General features: G+C 63.5%; 15 protein-coding genes. All 15 read right to left on the bottom strand.

Features of this window, described 5'->3' with window-relative positions:
- Positions 1-10 precede the first annotated feature (10 nt).
- Positions 11-517: a phage baseplate assembly protein V gene (locus tag C8J98_RS05085; RefSeq protein WP_107911558.1), complete on the bottom strand. Its 507-nt coding sequence runs from the start codon at positions 515-517 to the stop codon at positions 11-13.
- Complete coding sequence (locus tag C8J98_RS05080) at positions 514-1650, bottom strand: hypothetical protein (protein ID WP_107911556.1); 1137 nt, start codon at positions 1648-1650, stop codon at positions 514-516. The genes C8J98_RS05085 and C8J98_RS05080 overlap by 4 nt, the downstream gene beginning before the upstream one ends.
- Complete coding sequence (locus C8J98_RS05075; RefSeq protein ID WP_107911554.1) at positions 1643-1963, bottom strand: LysM domain-containing protein; 321 nt, start codon at positions 1961-1963, stop codon at positions 1643-1645. Before C8J98_RS05075 ends, C8J98_RS05080 begins: the two co-directional genes overlap by 8 nt.
- Before the next feature lie 7 nt (positions 1964-1970).
- The gene (locus tag C8J98_RS05070) at positions 1971-2627 is read right to left on the bottom strand and encodes a hypothetical protein (RefSeq protein ID WP_107911552.1); all 657 of its coding nucleotides are present in this window, start codon (positions 2625-2627) and stop codon (positions 1971-1973) included.
- 40 nt (positions 2628-2667) lie between these two features.
- A complete protein-coding gene (locus C8J98_RS05065; RefSeq protein ID WP_107911550.1) occupies positions 2668-4485 on the bottom strand; it encodes a DUF4157 domain-containing protein in 1818 nt (605 codons plus the stop codon).
- Positions 4478-4786, bottom strand: coding sequence for a hypothetical protein (locus C8J98_RS05060; RefSeq protein ID WP_107911548.1), 309 nt, complete (start codon positions 4784-4786; stop codon positions 4478-4480). The genes C8J98_RS05065 and C8J98_RS05060 overlap by 8 nt, the downstream gene beginning before the upstream one ends.
- Positions 4783-6795 (bottom strand): ATP-binding protein, encoded by a 2013-nt coding sequence (locus C8J98_RS05055; RefSeq protein WP_107911546.1) that lies wholly within the window; start codon positions 6793-6795, stop codon positions 4783-4785. Before C8J98_RS05055 ends, C8J98_RS05060 begins: the two co-directional genes overlap by 4 nt.
- Positions 6792-8036, bottom strand: a complete 1245-nt coding sequence (locus C8J98_RS05050) for a DUF4255 domain-containing protein (RefSeq protein ID WP_107911544.1) — start codon at positions 8034-8036, stop codon at positions 6792-6794. Before C8J98_RS05050 ends, C8J98_RS05055 begins: the two co-directional genes overlap by 4 nt.
- On the bottom strand, positions 8033-8767 hold the full coding sequence (locus C8J98_RS05045) for a hypothetical protein (protein WP_107911542.1): 735 nt from the start codon (positions 8765-8767) through the stop codon (positions 8033-8035). Before C8J98_RS05045 ends, C8J98_RS05050 begins: the two co-directional genes overlap by 4 nt.
- On the bottom strand, positions 8764-9504 hold the full coding sequence (locus C8J98_RS05040) for a hypothetical protein (protein ID WP_107911540.1): 741 nt from the start codon (positions 9502-9504) through the stop codon (positions 8764-8766). The genes C8J98_RS05045 and C8J98_RS05040 overlap by 4 nt, the downstream gene beginning before the upstream one ends.
- 3 nt (positions 9505-9507) lie before the next feature.
- Positions 9508-10035 carry a phage tail protein gene (locus C8J98_RS05035; RefSeq protein ID WP_107911538.1) on the bottom strand — a complete coding sequence of 176 codons (528 nt, stop codon included), beginning with the start codon at positions 10033-10035 and terminating at the stop codon, positions 9508-9510.
- Between the two features lie 10 nt (positions 10036-10045).
- Positions 10046-11620, bottom strand: a complete 1575-nt coding sequence (locus tag C8J98_RS05030) for a phage tail sheath C-terminal domain-containing protein (protein ID WP_107911536.1) — start codon at positions 11618-11620, stop codon at positions 10046-10048.
- A gap of 33 nt (positions 11621-11653) precedes the next feature.
- Entirely contained in the window at positions 11654-11923 is a 270-nt protein-coding gene (locus tag C8J98_RS05025) for a hypothetical protein (RefSeq protein ID WP_107911534.1), read from the bottom strand.
- A 175-nt stretch (positions 11924-12098) separates the two neighbouring features.
- The gene (locus C8J98_RS05020) at positions 12099-13094 is read right to left on the bottom strand and encodes a sigma-54 dependent transcriptional regulator (protein WP_233260114.1); all 996 of its coding nucleotides are present in this window, start codon (positions 13092-13094) and stop codon (positions 12099-12101) included.
- A 51-nt stretch (positions 13095-13145) separates the two neighbouring features.
- The gene (locus C8J98_RS05015; RefSeq protein ID WP_107911532.1) at positions 13146-13853 is read right to left on the bottom strand and encodes an SGNH/GDSL hydrolase family protein; all 708 of its coding nucleotides are present in this window, start codon (positions 13851-13853) and stop codon (positions 13146-13148) included.
- Positions 13854-13907: the final 54 nt, after the last annotated feature.

The following is a 13907-nucleotide window of genomic DNA, read 5'->3' as shown; positions in this document are numbered from 1 at the left end:
CGCATCTCTCCTAGGTAACGACGAGCGCGCCGTTGTTGATGGTGACGGTGGGGCCGGTCAACACGATGGAAGCGCCCTTACCGTTTGAAATCGTGATGCCGATGTCGTTCACCACGATCATCGCGCCGGTGGTGCTGGTCAGCATGATGCCGCCGGTCGGACCAGGCAGATCGCTGATCGCGATGATGTTCTGCAGCCCCGATGCGAGCACGATGCTGGGACTGACCGGATTGCCCGCAAGTGCGAGCGCAGGCACTTCCGCGGCGCTGCCCCAGAACCCGCCGGTCCACACGGGATAATCCGGATCGCCCTGCTCGAACTCGATCCAGACGCCCGCGCCGATCTGCGGGACCACGAACGTTCCGCTCGACTTGCCGGCGATGGGCACGCAAGGCATGGCCCAGCTCGACGGCAGCAGGCCAGAGACATCCGGCACCATCGCCTGGAGTCGACCCATCTGTTCCGGATCGACGTTCTGCAGCACCGTGCCGCGGTACTTGCCGTAGTACTTGGTCATGGCGGCACCAGGGGCAAGGTGGAGATGAGTCCTTTGCGTGACAGATTGAAACTCTGTTTGTACTCGCCTCGCTTGATCGTGTGACGCACTTCGCTCACGTAGTGCAGGCCGTCAAACGCGGGACCGACACCGCGCACGCCCACCAGCTGGCGCGACTTGAGCACGCGCCCGTAACGCGTCACGTCGAGCGTGCCCAGCCCGGTCACGGTGTCTTCCGACTTCGCCGCCTCGGCCATGCCGAGCAGGAGTGCGCGCACGGGCGAGTACTTGGCCGTCTCGGGCAGTGTGCGCACTCGCTGAGGCGGCGGGTCGATCAGGCCCAGCGGCGGATTGAGCGGCCCCACGTCCGGAATCGGTAGCGGGATCGGAACCTTGGTCTGCAGGTTCTGCAGATAGACAATGGGCAACGTGCGCGCATTGCCGTCATAACTGAAACTGAGGCTCTCGACATTGCCGGCTGCGTCCATGTCGGCGTTGAGGGCGGGCTGTGGTACGCCGACCTTGATCTTCGGCCCCCAATACGCAGTGGTCATGCCCGGTGCCGGGCCCGGGTCGAGATAGAACACATAGCCCACGCGCGATGCCAGCAGGCGGATGTATTCCAGATCGGTGCCTTGCTGCGTCGGGATATGTTCGGTGGGAATCGGTACGTCGATGGCCACGCTCGGTATCACCAGCGGCACGATGCCCAGGAACGCATACTTGGCCAACAACAACACGACGATGGCCTCGGCAGGCATGGCCGGGTAAGGCAAGCCATCCAGTCCGGAGAACTCTAGCTTCTGCATCACCGTGGTGAGATCGTCCCCGCTCACCTGCAGCCTGGCGTGACGCTGATCCGCACCGGGCATGACCTGGGTCTTGGTGACCACGCCATCGATCAGCACTTGAGGCATCCCGTTGACCGTCACCACGACGATGACTCGCAACAAAGGAACCACACCGCCGCCGCTGAGCAGGAACAAGGTGTGCAGGGGCGATTGCACGCTGAGGGTGAATTCCAGGGTGAATGCACCGGCAGCTTCGTCCGGCTGCACCACTTCGACCTGGGTGAGCGCATCCAGCACGATCTGCGGCACCGGCACCGGCACCACCGGTCCGACCAGCAAGGTCAGGTGCACGCCCTTAAGCATGAGGCACTCCCGGGATACCTTCGGGCAAGGTGATGGCAAGGCGTCGCCCGACAGTTTCGGTCAACTCGTCCGGCCGCAACGCGCGGTTCGCATCACATAGGCGCCAGAACTGCCCGGGATCACCCAGGTAGCGGGCCGCGATGTTGTCCAGTCGCTCGCCTTGCACCACGCGATGCCACTGCAACAGTGAAAACTTCTCCGGCGCCGGAACAAACCGGCGCTTCAGGTACACCACCGGCGTACCGTCCGCGCGCACGAACGTAGCCGTGGGCGTCAGCGCGTAGCGACTGGTTACTGGAAAGTTCGTAGCCATACTGCCCTCATGGAACCCCTGTCAGACCCAGCCCCGACAACTGGCCCGGCGCCAGACCGGCCAACCGTTCCTTCTGCTGCAGGTAACTCATGAACAAGCTTTCTGCCTTGTGCCCCGTTGGCACGTCGTTCACCGACAACACGCGCATACCGAGACTCACCTTGGCGCGAATCGGGTTGAGCGACGTGTCGAATGCTTCCTCGGTAATGCTCAGCTCGGTCACCCGTACCGGAAGGATGCGCGACCGGCTCCAGACAAATAACGCCAAGGGCGTTTCCATCGGAATGATTTCCAGCGTGCCGATCTGCGCCAGCGTGCTGTTCAGGCTCAGCTGCGAACTCGTTGGGTAAATCAAGGTCTCCAGCGCCGCGAGCTGGGAGAAGATGCCCGACTGCGTCGTCGTGCTGTTCTGGCCGGGAAACTCCAGCTGGTCCGTGGCATCGATTTCCGCTTCAAGCTTGATCGTTTCCACCGGCGGCCCCTTGAGCCGCAGCACCTCGGACCGGTCGCCACCATCCGCGCTGATCGACTGCACCTGCAACGAGCGCGTGATCGAATCGGGGTTGTACTGCAGCGCGATCACCCGCAACAGCGCAGAGCTGTCCGGATCGATCAGTACGATGCCGCCCTTGAGGATGCGCGGCGAGCCGGGGAATGCGCTCATCGGGCGTGTCCTGAGGCGGGAAGATCACGTATGTCGCCGATCATGATTTCGCCCCCTTCCTGACCGCCTTATTGAGCGAGGGCGAGCAACCCTCCGTAATATGATGCGGATACCAATGAATATCGAACGACTTCCCTGTGTACTGCGACGGACACATTGGCTTGCAATTGCTCCTGTCGCCGGGCGGAGTCGATCCACCTGAAGGCCAACCGTCGTATCCGGCGAATGCCCAGGCAAGTGTGGCGTTGAAGTTCGCCGAAGGCGTCGCCAGGCCAGACACGCCCGTGCCTTTGTACAGATCGACAAGGGTCTTCATGTTCGACCTGGAAAAAGCGAAATGGGCGTCAGGGTCCTCCAGCGCACACAGATTGAACATGGTTCCGTAGATCACGTAGTTTGGCGTTCCTGCGTAGTAACATTCGCCATTGACCTCTACGGACTCACCACATTCCTGACCCTTTGGCGCACCCGTCGTCGCGCAATGCTTCGGCTGGTAATCCTTGCTGATCCACATGTCGTTGTGGAGTTCGCGGATGTCCCACGAGCAGTAGCCCACGCGCAGAGCGATGAGTGCGTCGCAGGCATCCTCGCGCTGATCCTTGGTCCAACCGGCGAACAGGCTACGGGCACGCCCTACCGCCTGGCCAACCTGAGCCGTCACGTCAGGCCCGCAGACGAATTTTGGCGCAGTCCCCTCGACGGGCTTCTCCTCTGACGAGTGGATATCGACGCTACGGCCCGACTGCTCGATGACGACGGCCCGGTTCAGCGTACGGTCTAGCTTTCGCCGATTCCCGGTGATGCAGTCGGTGATGGGGGCGGCGTCGACCGAAACGACGTTCTTCCGCGCTTCGGGAGGCAGCGCCACGTACAACGCTTGCGCGCGCGCCTTCCGCAGACTCAGATTTTTTCCCTGCTTTCCCGAGCAATCGGATAATCCGTGCAGATTCCACTGAACGTTCGATTTGGCGATGAAATTCACCAGCGACTTCCATTTCGCGGTGTCGTGCAGATTTCTCTTCACGACGCCGCTGTCGATGGCGAAGCCGACCACAGCGAAACCGTTCACCGTGCTGCCGTCGTCGGAAAGCTGCGCATAATCGTGAACGGTCATCGGATCCGAGTTCGATGCGTCGATCTCGCCCTTCTCGCGTGGCGGGCACGGGTCCAGTGACAACGATGGTTGCTCGCAGTTGACGAAGCGCTGCACCTGTTTTGCATCGTGACCGGGCGAGGACGTTGTCTGTGCCTCCCCGCCGCCGGCAGGCAACGGCGTGGGCGATGTCTGCTGCACGACGTGGGTCAACTCGTGCGCCAACAGGCGCCGTCCCGATGATGCCCCGAATGAGGGTACGCCTGGCCCCAGTACGACGTGATGCCCCGCGGTATAGGCGCTGGCTGAGACGTCGCGCGCCGACCGCGCCGCCGATTCGCCCGTATGCAGGCGTACGGCACTGAAGTCATGCCCGAAGCGCGACTCCATGTCGCTACGCAACTCGGCCTGCATGGGCTCACCGGGTCCTGAAAGGACTTCATCGACGCTGTCTGGCACCGCCATCGCTGAAACGTCCCCGCCGCCGCTGAATCGTTGGATCCGTGGTCCGGCCACCCCGGTACCGGGCGCCATCGAACTCGCCATCACCTGATCGGCGACGCGATCCGCCTCGGCTTCGAGCGGGTCGTTGCTCGCGCCCACAGCAAGCTTGCGCTGAAGGCCCCCGTGCTTTTTTGCACACTCTGCGCACTCAGGTTGGCCATGACTATGTGCTCCGCAGGCGCACTTGCGCTGCAACAGAGGAACAGCCGCCGACACCGATGCGCCACTCTTGGTCGCAAAGCTCGCCGCGCGCTCAGCCATGGCGCCCTCCGTTCACTCGGGAAGCTTCGACGCCATGCGCCGCGGCCTCGACGCCGAGGCTCTGCCCGACCGCGGCAGCGATACGTCCACCGACGCCGCTACGCACTTGTCCCGCAGCGGGCAGCTCGCAGGACGATAGTGAGGCCACGCTGCCGATGCCGGGCAACACATGGGCGGCACCGGGGGATGACAGCTGGCGCTGCAACTCGCGCTCCAGCTCTGCGCGCACTTTGCTCGCCCGTTCGCCGCCGAGCACGGCCTCGTCCAGCACCAGGCGCTCGATGTGCAACACGATGCTCATGGCTTCCCTCCCGCACTCTCCAGCCAGCGGAAGTCGGCTTCGTTGATAGGTTTGTCGAGCTTGCGAAATTCGGCGCGCGCCGCATCGAGGATCAGCGGCATGGTGATCTGCGCACCGGCGCTGGCGGCCGCAAAAGCGGCATTCAGGGCGATGCCCTGGATGCTGCCTCCCGTGAGCGCGAGCCGGGAAAGGCGTTCGATGTCGAGCGCCCCCGCCGCCGCCCTGGCCGGAAACACCGAAGCCCAGATCGCCTTGCGCTCGGCGGTGCCAGGGAATGGAAAATTCACCACGAAGCGGATGCGGCGCAGGAAGGCACTGTCGAGCGCACTCTTCATGTTGGTGGCCAGGATGGCCAGGCCGTGGAAGGATTCGAGTCGCTGCAACAGGTAGTTCACTTCGATATTGGCGTAGCGATCGTGGCTGTCCTTCACCTCGCTACGGCGCCCGAACAGCGCATCGGCCTCATCGAAGAACAGGATCGCCCCACCCTCCTCGGCGGCGTCGAACAGCTTGCGCAGGTTCTTCTCGGTTTCGCCGATGTACTTGCTCACCACCGCGGACAGATCGATCCGATACAGCGACAACCCCAGCTCGTTCGCGACTACCTCGGCGGCCATGGTCTTGCCGGTGCCGCTTTCGCCGGCGAACAAGGCGCTGATCGACAAGCCGCGATTCATGCGCTCGCGGAAGCCCCAGTCGTCGTAGACCGTGCTGCGCTGGGCCACCTGGTCGGTCATCTGGCGGAGCATGTCCAGCTCCGGTCCCGGCAGCTTGATATCGTGCCAGTCCGCCTTTGGCTCGATCCGTTGGGCGAGCTGGTCGAGCGCCGGCCGTGTGCGCGCCAGCGCGCCATGCCACAGGGATCGGCCCAGTGCATCGGCATCCTGACCGGGCATAGCCAGCGCGGCGTGCGCTATCTGCTCGATCTTGCCCGGGTTGAAGTCGAAATGGCCGGCCAGTTGCTGTGGATGATCACCGGCTGCTTCACCCAGGAGGCTTTGCCACAGGTTGCGTTGTTCGACCGGCGTGGGCTTGGCCACGTCCGCACTCAAGGTGTCTACGGCGTCGTTGTTCCAGGGCTCGCGCGTGTCGATGAAGGTGAGTCCACCTGCGCGCATGAGGAAGCGCTTGATCTGTGCCACTACGGCATCGCCGCGCTCGGTGTTGGCGGCATCCACATACAAGGCGATCGGTAGTAGCCGGCTTTCGCGCTGCCAAAGGCGCAGCAGGGTTTCCTGTTCCGCCATATCGCCCGGCAGCAGGTCGGCCGACAATCGATACAGACGCACACCCAGCGCGGCGGCCACGGCATAAGCAATGGCCTGCTTGCTGGGGCCATCGCTGCCGATCAGTTGCACCGTGGGCAGGGCTTCCCCCGCCGTCACGTGATGCAGGGTATCCACCAGGCGGTCGGCTACCGCTTGCTGTGAAGGCGGCAAGGTGGCCGGCGACAAGGGCACCAGCAAGGGTGCCAACCGGTCGTCGAGGTAGTTCATGCCTTTGACGAAGTTGACAATGCGCTCGTCGGCGCTCAATGCGGCGGCGATCAGCGGTTGCGGACCCGGTTGATGAATCTCGAGCAAGCGCCAGTAGCGCAGCGGCCGCTCGGGCGACAAGGCATCCCAGGCCGGCTGGTCTAGTACGACGAAAGCCAGGGCGAAGGTAGGCCAGGGTTTGCTCGCATCGTGCTGGGCCTGCGCGCACAAGGCAGGCATGCGCGTGTCCAGCTCCATGCCGACGCAAAGCAGCAGGAGTTCACGCTCGAAATCGGTCAGGCCAAGCCGCTGGGCCAGCAGCACCAGCGCGGGCACGGACGCCTCAGCGCCGTCGGCACCGCCATCCTTCCCGGGAGACCCGATGGACTCGGCAGGCTGCAAAGCCTGACCGCCACCACCACTACCCCCGCTCTCCGCCTGCGAGGCGGCGCGCTGCAGACGATCGCGCAACCCTGCCAGTGCCGTGACAAGGTATTGGTCGTTGGCGGCAAGCCAGGCGGTGTTGTCGCTCATGACACCACCACCTGCTGATGCGTGTCGAATGCCGGCACACTGCCGCTGAAATCGACCGGAATGCTGTCCGCGCCATCCACGCGCAACCGCACCGTATAGGTACCCTTGGCCACGTCGGCCACGCTGAACGTGATCGAGGTGGGTTGATGAAGATCCGCCGGATTGTTAATGCCCGATGGCGAAACCAGCTGATCACCAAACAGCAGGAACACGCGTTGCCCATCGCGCACGCGCGGCAGGCAATCGATGGTGAGGTTGATCGTGCCGGAAGGCGCAGTCTGCGGGCTGACGCTGATCGATGGCGCCAGGGCCAGCGGCAGCTCGTTGCTCATCACAGCCGGCAATCCCGGTGTGCGCAGCAACAAGGCCACGGTGTAGATTCCCGGCGCCCAGCGTGACGGAGCATCCGCGTCCTGCGAGACATCGGCAAGATGGACACCCAGGCTACCCGGCGCATCGCCCGGCACGGGTGCCACCTCGACCGGACCATCCAGGCGCAGGCTGCTGAAGCGCAGCATGGCATTCGTCACGGTCAACTGTCTTCCACGCAGCACGATGCGGTCGCCCAGGCGAGCAGCCGTCTGCTGCTGCGGCAGCGCAAGCGCGGTGAGTGCGGGCGCCGCGGACACCGAGCTGAAAACGCCCTGATCCTGCGCACCGCGCCTGAGCACGGGCAGATTGGCCCTCGAGGGACCCTGGCTGTCGATCAACACCACGGTGGCCTCGTAGGCCGACGACACGCGATAGTTGGTCTGGAACGCGGTCCATAGCTTCGAGATCTCGTCGATGCTTTGCGGCAGCGGCGTGCATCGGATGCGCTCGATCTGGTTTGCAAGATCGTTGTCGGGCAACGCGTTGCGGATGTCATTGCCATCGAGCACCGGACGATCGTGCAAGGTGCTCATCGCGGCGGCGAGCACGCGGTGGTTCACCGCATCGGTATCGCTTTCGCCGCGTCCCCAGGCCGTAATGAGGTAGTGCAGGTTCAGCGCCAGCGCCGGCTGCGCGGCTTCGCCGGCGAGCGTGCGGCCAGGCATGTCCAGGTTGCGCCACGCGGCGTTGTAGACCACTTGATAGAGGTACAGGTTCAACTGCGCCTTGCTGATCCCCTTGCGCGCGACATCCAGCGGCTGCGTGGTGACCTCGAGGTCGCTCAGGTCGCTGTCGAGCACCGGCATCTGTGTCATCAGCAGGTTGCGCAACGTCCGCGTGGCGGCCGCAATGGCGAGGACATTGCTCATGACGATGCTTTGCCGCGTTGGCGGAGGTAGTCATCGAGCGGGCTGGTGCGCGGGGCGTCCTGGCGCTGTGCAAGCTTGCCAGGCGTCGGCGTCGCGCGTACTTCCAGCCGACCGATGCTCACATGTACGACCGGCTCGTGCGTTGTTTCGGCCCGCATCGCCTGCCCGGCATGCGCAGCCTGAAAACGCGTCCCCACCGTGCCCGTGGGTGCAGTCGGCGTGCGAAACACCGATTGCGCCGGCACCAGCAAGCTGCCCTCATCCGCTACCGTGCGACCCTCCGTGGCCGATGGGTCATTCGGCGATCGCTCCCGTTGCACGTGCGCGGACGGAATCGGTCGCTCCAGCAACGCAGGCGAACGCCGCGAAGACGAAAGTCGGGGTTCTTCTGGCGCCAGTCCCGTACTGCGCGCGATCGGTGTTACCAGGGTGTGCTGATCCTCCACGCCATGCCGAACGGACGGGTGTGGCTCCGGCATCGTGATCGAGGGCACCGTCGCGGCCTCCCGCACGACGTTGTTTACCGGGGAGACTGGCGTCTCCCCGGGTGTCGCCACCTCACGCTCGACCAGCATCGCCTGATGTGCTGCAGGTGCGGCCATCTCCCGGGCCTCTTCCGGCATGCCCGTCGGCGAGCTCCGCTGCGGTTCGAACAACGATGGCAGCCGGGGTGAAAGCATCGATTCGCTGCCCAGCGCACGTGCGGTCACCCTGTCGATGAAGTCCCTCACGACACACACTGCTCGAGATAGGCCTGACGACGGCGTGGACTCATGGCGAGGATGTCCGCCTCGCTCCAGTGATACGAGCGTGCCAGGGTGTCGACATCACGCAGCAGCCGCAGCGCCCATGCATGCAGCTCCTGCCACAGAAAGCGCGCCATATCGAACATCGGCTCCCACTGATTACGGCAATCGGGACAGGTGAACGCGAGCGCCAGGTCGGTCTGCGGATCGGCATCCGCCATCGCACGGGCCAGAGCGAACTGCATATCGTCCGTTAGCGGTGCTCCGCCAGTGTCGGGCACGCAGCGCTGCAGAAGCAGGCGCCGCGCGCCGGCGGCATCCTCGCTCGCCTGCATCGCCAGCAGATCACGGCTGTCCGGCAAGCGAAAGCGAATCGGCTCGTCGTGGCCACTGACGTGCAACACCCGGATCGATATGTCATCGGCGTCCGGTGTCCCGGCGCCAGCCTGGTCCTCTTGTCGCAGGCTATCGACATCCAGGTCGACCTCGGCAGTCGCGCCACATGCCGGACAGCAGGCAACGCCGTGCATCCATCGACCGAACAGACGTTTGCGCAGATCCAGAAGCAGCGCGTCACGCCGCCCCAACGGCAACGCAAGCAGCGACGCCATGTCGAGGTCCTCACAACTGGTATCAAGCAGCCTCAGCCCGCGGGCGGCCGCGGACGACTCAGCGCCCCGCTCCCAGGTCTGCAGCAACTCGCTGGCCGAGGGGGTATGCATGGATCAGCCCGCCGGCACCGTGAAGCTGGGCTCGGTCGGCTCCTGCACGTTGACGTCGCGCTCCCAGCCCTCGTTCTCCAGCTTCAGATGCTGGATCGCCACGGCATTCGCGTTCGCATCCAGATCCGGCAGTGCCTGATATTCGGAGACCCAGCAACGAAAGAGCCGATAGGCGATCGCCAGCTGCCCTGCTTCGTTGTAAACCTCCAGGATCAGGTCCTTGCGAAAATCCTTCAACGAGGCCTCGGCACCGAGTCCCGCGCCGAAGTTCCACACCTTGTTCGCCCACTTCTCGAACTCAAGATCATGGGTGACACCACGTTCGATCGTGATGGCTTCGTATTCGGTACGTCCGGGCGATTTGCGACTGCTGCTCGGATCGCCCCCTTCGCGGTGCTTCACCACCTCCGTGGTGCGCTTGAGCCCGGAAACCTTGCTGACGCCCGCCACATAGCGGCCGTCCCACTTCACCCTGAACTTGAAGTTCTTGTAGGGATCGAAGCGCTGCGCATTGACGCTGAACTGAGCCATGACATTGTCCTCAGGTCTGGATCTGGCCGGCCATCTGCTGCAGTTGGATGACCACGAACTCGGCGGGCTTCAGCGGCGCGAAACCGACCACGATGTTCACGATGCCGAGATTGATGTCGTTCTGCGTGGTGGTTTCGCCATCGCATTTGACGAAATAGGCGTCCGTAGGCGTTTTGCCCTGGAAGGCGCCCTGGCGGAACAGGTTCTGCATGAACGCGCCGACGTTGAGTCGAATCTGCGCCCACAGGGGATCGTCGTTCGGCTCGAACACCACCCATTGCGTGCCGCGGAACAGACTTTCCTCGATGTACAGCGCCAGCCTGCGTACCGGGATGTATTTGTAGTCGTCGGCCAGCAGATCGGCGCCGCGCAAGGTCCGCGAACCCCACACCACCGGGCCGCTGAGCGGAAAACGGCGCAGGCAGTTCACCCCGATGGGATTGAGCATGCCGTTTTCATCGTCGGTCAGCACGGTCGACAGACCCTGCACACCATTGAGCGACGCATCGAGGCCAGCGGGTGCCTTCCACACGCCTCGCTGGCTGTCGGTACGCGCCATGATGCCGGCAACGATGCCGCACGGCACGAAGGTATCCAGCTGGCTCTGACGCGCCGGGTCCGATTCGATCACCCGCGGGAAGAACACCGCCGCATTGCGCGCGGACACGCTGCTGAGATTGAGTGTCGACAGGTCGACGTTGCCCGCGCTGCTCCACGCCGACGGAGGATCCACGATCAGCATGGCCCGACGGGCCACGCATAGTTCCAGGGCCGCCTGGTAAACGCCGGTGTCAGTGTCGCCACCACGCAGATCGGCGGGAATGCATAGCAGGTTGAACAGGTCCGTCTTCTTGAGCGCGTACATGCCGGTCTTCGCGCTTTCGCTACCTTTGTAGGTGGTGGCGTCCAGCACGGCACTGTCGACGGCCTGGCCCGTCACCCCGGCCGACGTGCCGTCCTGGTCCCACACCGTCTTGCCCGCTGGCGGATTGTTCGGCATGTTCGCGGGTACCGCCGTCGCCGGCGCGGACACGCGAACGAGCGACGACCCGGCAAGCAGAACGCGATCGACGCGACGCGGGCTTTCCTTCACGCTCAGGTTGAGGAAGCTCTCCTGCGCACCGGTGGTCATGTTGCGCACGGTCAGGTTGAACAGGTCCGCTGCCGCCAGGCCATACAGGGCTGCCACATCGGCCGACACCTGGTTATCGATGCGAACACGTAGCTTGTTGCCCCAGGTGCCCGCCGTGGCTGCCTCCAGGGGCACGCCCGTCACCTCGATCTGCGCCTTGGCCTCGCTGGCATCGCCTTTGTAAAGACGAACGATGATCGCCTTCGAACCACCATTGAGATAGAAATCACGAACCGCGTAGCCCATCGGGTAATTCGGATCGAGCGCGCCGAAATTGCGCTCGTAATCGCCGTAGCTGTTGATGATCACCGGCCCGTCGAGATCCGCATCCGTAGCGCCTTGCGCGGCTCGACCGATGAAGGCGGTAATCGACGTTGCCACCCCGGTGATAGTGCGTACACCACTGGGAATCTCTTCGACATAGACGCCCGGGTAACTCAGCGTGACAGGCATGACGGTTTCCTCGTGTATGGCCGGGTTCGAGCATCATCCCGGTGGCTTGCGTCCGGGATGATTGAGCGCGTAAAGCACGGCGCCATCAGGCAGGCGGTCGCGGCGAAGCTCCCCACGCTCCACCATCTCGCCAAGCGTTCGTTTGATGTGCTGCCGCTCTGTCTCGTAACGCTGTTGTGGAAGCCACCAGGTCACGATGCCATCGAGGGTGTCGGCAGCATTCGGATGACGTTGCAGGTAGGTGAGCACGGCACTCGCCACCTCGTTCCTGCCTGCCTCGTCGCTGGCTTTGCTCTCGACCACGGGCGTCTCCACAGTCCGTCGTGGCGACGCAAGTCGCATGCCACGGGTGGAGCGCAGGAAAATGCGATCAGATGGGGCTCTGGCGAGGTCTGACAGCCAGACTCCCGGGTCATCTTTGACCCGGATTCAGCGAAAAGTGGGTCTGCCTGCACCCACTCGAACGCCAGCGAGGCGGTTACGGCTGCGCGCGGAAGCGCTGCGTATCTATGCCGTGCTTCTTCAGCAGCTTGCCCAGTTGCCTGCGCTCGGTGCCGGAGAGGCGGGCTGCCGAACTGACGTTACCGCTGGTGCGTGTCATCAGCCGCGTGAGGTAGTGGCGCTCGAAGGCGACCATGGCGTGACCCTTCGCCACCAGATAGCGCATGTCCATCGGTTCGGCTGCACGGTCGTCGGACGCCTCGATCTCGCAGTCGCAGACGATGTCGACCAGCTCGGCGATCGCCGAAATATCCACCACCGACTGATCGGTGCGCATGTATGCACGCAACGCCACGTTTTCGACCTCCCGCACGTTGCCCGGCCACGGGTAGGCGCAAAGCATCTGCATGGCTTCGTCCGTCCAGGTCTTGCCGGGGCCATCGAGCCGCTGTGCCGCTTGGTGGAGGAAATGCGCGGCGAGCAGCGGTACATCACCATCCCGCTCGCGTAAGGGCGGTAGCCTGACGGACAGCGCGTTCAGGCGGTACTCCAGATCCTGGCGAAACTCGCCGTCCGCCACGCATTGGTGCAGGCTGCGATTGGTCGCCGCGATGACTCGCGCATTGGAAACCCGTGAGCTGCCGCCGCCGATCGGGCGGAACTCGTTGTTCTCCAGGAAGCGCAGCAACGTGACCTGGGCTTTGGGAGAGAGCGAGTCGACTTCGTCGAGAAACAAGGTACCGCCGCGAGCGTGATCGATCAGGCCAGGCTGAGCACATTTTGCATCGGTATAGGCCCCGCGCTCGTGGCCGAACAGCTCGTTCTCGATCAGATTGTCGGGCAAGGCGCCGCAGTTCACCGGGACAAAGGGACAGTCACACCGATAGCTTGCGTAGTGGATCTCGCGTGCAGCCAACTCCTTGCCCGTGCCGGTTTCGCCTTCGACGAGCACCGTCACATCGCATGCGGCATAGCGGCGACATTGTTCACGAGCCGCCAGGAACGCCGCAGATTGGCCGAGCATGGCGCGCATCGTCGCTTTTCCGGCAAAGCAATTCCACCCTGATGTGACTCATATCACATTTCAGGGCATGGAACATCGGTAACACCCCCCAGGGAGGTATTTCCCGATCGCGTTGGCCACTTGCCTGCCTTGTACCGTCGACCCTTCGGGGTTGAAGTGGACATCATCCATATAGAGATTCGGATAACGCAGCATCAGCGCATATTGGTCGTCAATGAGGATCGACTCGCGATTCACGATCTGCAGCGCCTGGGCATTCCTCACCTTGATACGCGCATTCGTGGGGCCAGGCGAACCGTCTTTTCTGACCGGAGTCGTGGACGCCCAGATAAAACGGGCACCGGAGGCAATCTTCCGAAGTGTCGCGACATAGCCAGGGAAGGATGCCGCGTACTCCTTCTCGGTATACGCCCAGCCGTGCATCCCATTATTGAAATGGACCACGCTGAATGTCACACCCTGCAACGCGGCGAACTCGTTCAACTGCGCATCCAGCCGTGGATCTCCCAGGCTGGTCGACGCAGCAAACAGGTAGACATTCGCTCTGCCACTGAGCTCATGCTGCACTTCCGGGAAGTAGTTGCGAGTTATGGAGTCGCCCACCAGAAGAACGTTCGGCAGCTTTTGATCGACCTGGTCGGGCCTGACTTCCCAGGTCCATTCGGTGACTTCAGGGCGGGACGCTACCTGGGCCTGGCAACACGCCGATACGAAAAAAAGTACCGACAGGCCAGTCGCTATCCAACCCCTGCAGTGTTTACGAATCATTCTTTCGTCAAGCCCCAGAGAAACGAGTCAGCGACAGCCGGTCCCACGGAGGTG

It is taken from the genome of Luteibacter sp. OK325, assembly GCF_003050935.1.
Taxonomy (GTDB): Bacteria; Pseudomonadota; Gammaproteobacteria; order Xanthomonadales; family Rhodanobacteraceae; genus Luteibacter.
Note: the sequence above shows the minus strand (reverse complement) of the source record. Positions and strands in the feature narration are given on the sequence as shown.

What these genes read in the sequence shown, in the direction of transcription:
- C8J98_RS05085 (WP_107911558.1), bottom strand. Translation starts at nt 517, where the DNA reads ATGACCAAGTACTACGGCAAGTACCGCGGCACGGTGCTGCAGAACGTC.
- C8J98_RS05080 (WP_107911556.1), bottom strand. Translation starts at nt 1,650, where the DNA reads ATGCTTAAGGGCGTGCACCTGACCTTGCTGGTCGGACCGGTGGTGCCG.
- C8J98_RS05075 (WP_107911554.1), bottom strand. Translation starts at nt 1,963, where the DNA reads ATGGCTACGAACTTTCCAGTAACCAGTCGCTACGCGCTGACGCCCACG.
- C8J98_RS05070 (WP_107911552.1), bottom strand. Translation starts at nt 2,627, where the DNA reads ATGAGCGCATTCCCCGGCTCGCCGCGCATCCTCAAGGGCGGCATCGTA.
- C8J98_RS05065 (WP_107911550.1), bottom strand. Translation starts at nt 4,485, where the DNA reads ATGGCTGAGCGCGCGGCGAGCTTTGCGACCAAGAGTGGCGCATCGGTG.
- C8J98_RS05060 (WP_107911548.1), bottom strand. Translation starts at nt 4,786, where the DNA reads ATGAGCATCGTGTTGCACATCGAGCGCCTGGTGCTGGACGAGGCCGTG.
- C8J98_RS05055 (WP_107911546.1), bottom strand. Translation starts at nt 6,795, where the DNA reads ATGAGCGACAACACCGCCTGGCTTGCCGCCAACGACCAATACCTTGTC.
- C8J98_RS05050 (WP_107911544.1), bottom strand. Translation starts at nt 8,036, where the DNA reads ATGAGCAATGTCCTCGCCATTGCGGCCGCCACGCGGACGTTGCGCAAC.
- C8J98_RS05040 (WP_107911540.1), bottom strand. Translation starts at nt 9,504, where the DNA reads ATGCATACCCCCTCGGCCAGCGAGTTGCTGCAGACCTGGGAGCGGGGC.
- C8J98_RS05035 (WP_107911538.1), bottom strand. Translation starts at nt 10,035, where the DNA reads ATGGCTCAGTTCAGCGTCAATGCGCAGCGCTTCGATCCCTACAAGAAC.
- C8J98_RS05030 (WP_107911536.1), bottom strand. Translation starts at nt 11,620, where the DNA reads ATGCCTGTCACGCTGAGTTACCCGGGCGTCTATGTCGAAGAGATTCCC.
- C8J98_RS05020 (WP_233260114.1), bottom strand. Translation starts at nt 13,094, where the DNA reads ATGCGCGCCATGCTCGGCCAATCTGCGGCGTTCCTGGCGGCTCGTGAA.
- C8J98_RS05015 (WP_107911532.1), bottom strand. Translation starts at nt 13,853, where the DNA reads ATGATTCGTAAACACTGCAGGGGTTGGATAGCGACTGGCCTGTCGGTA.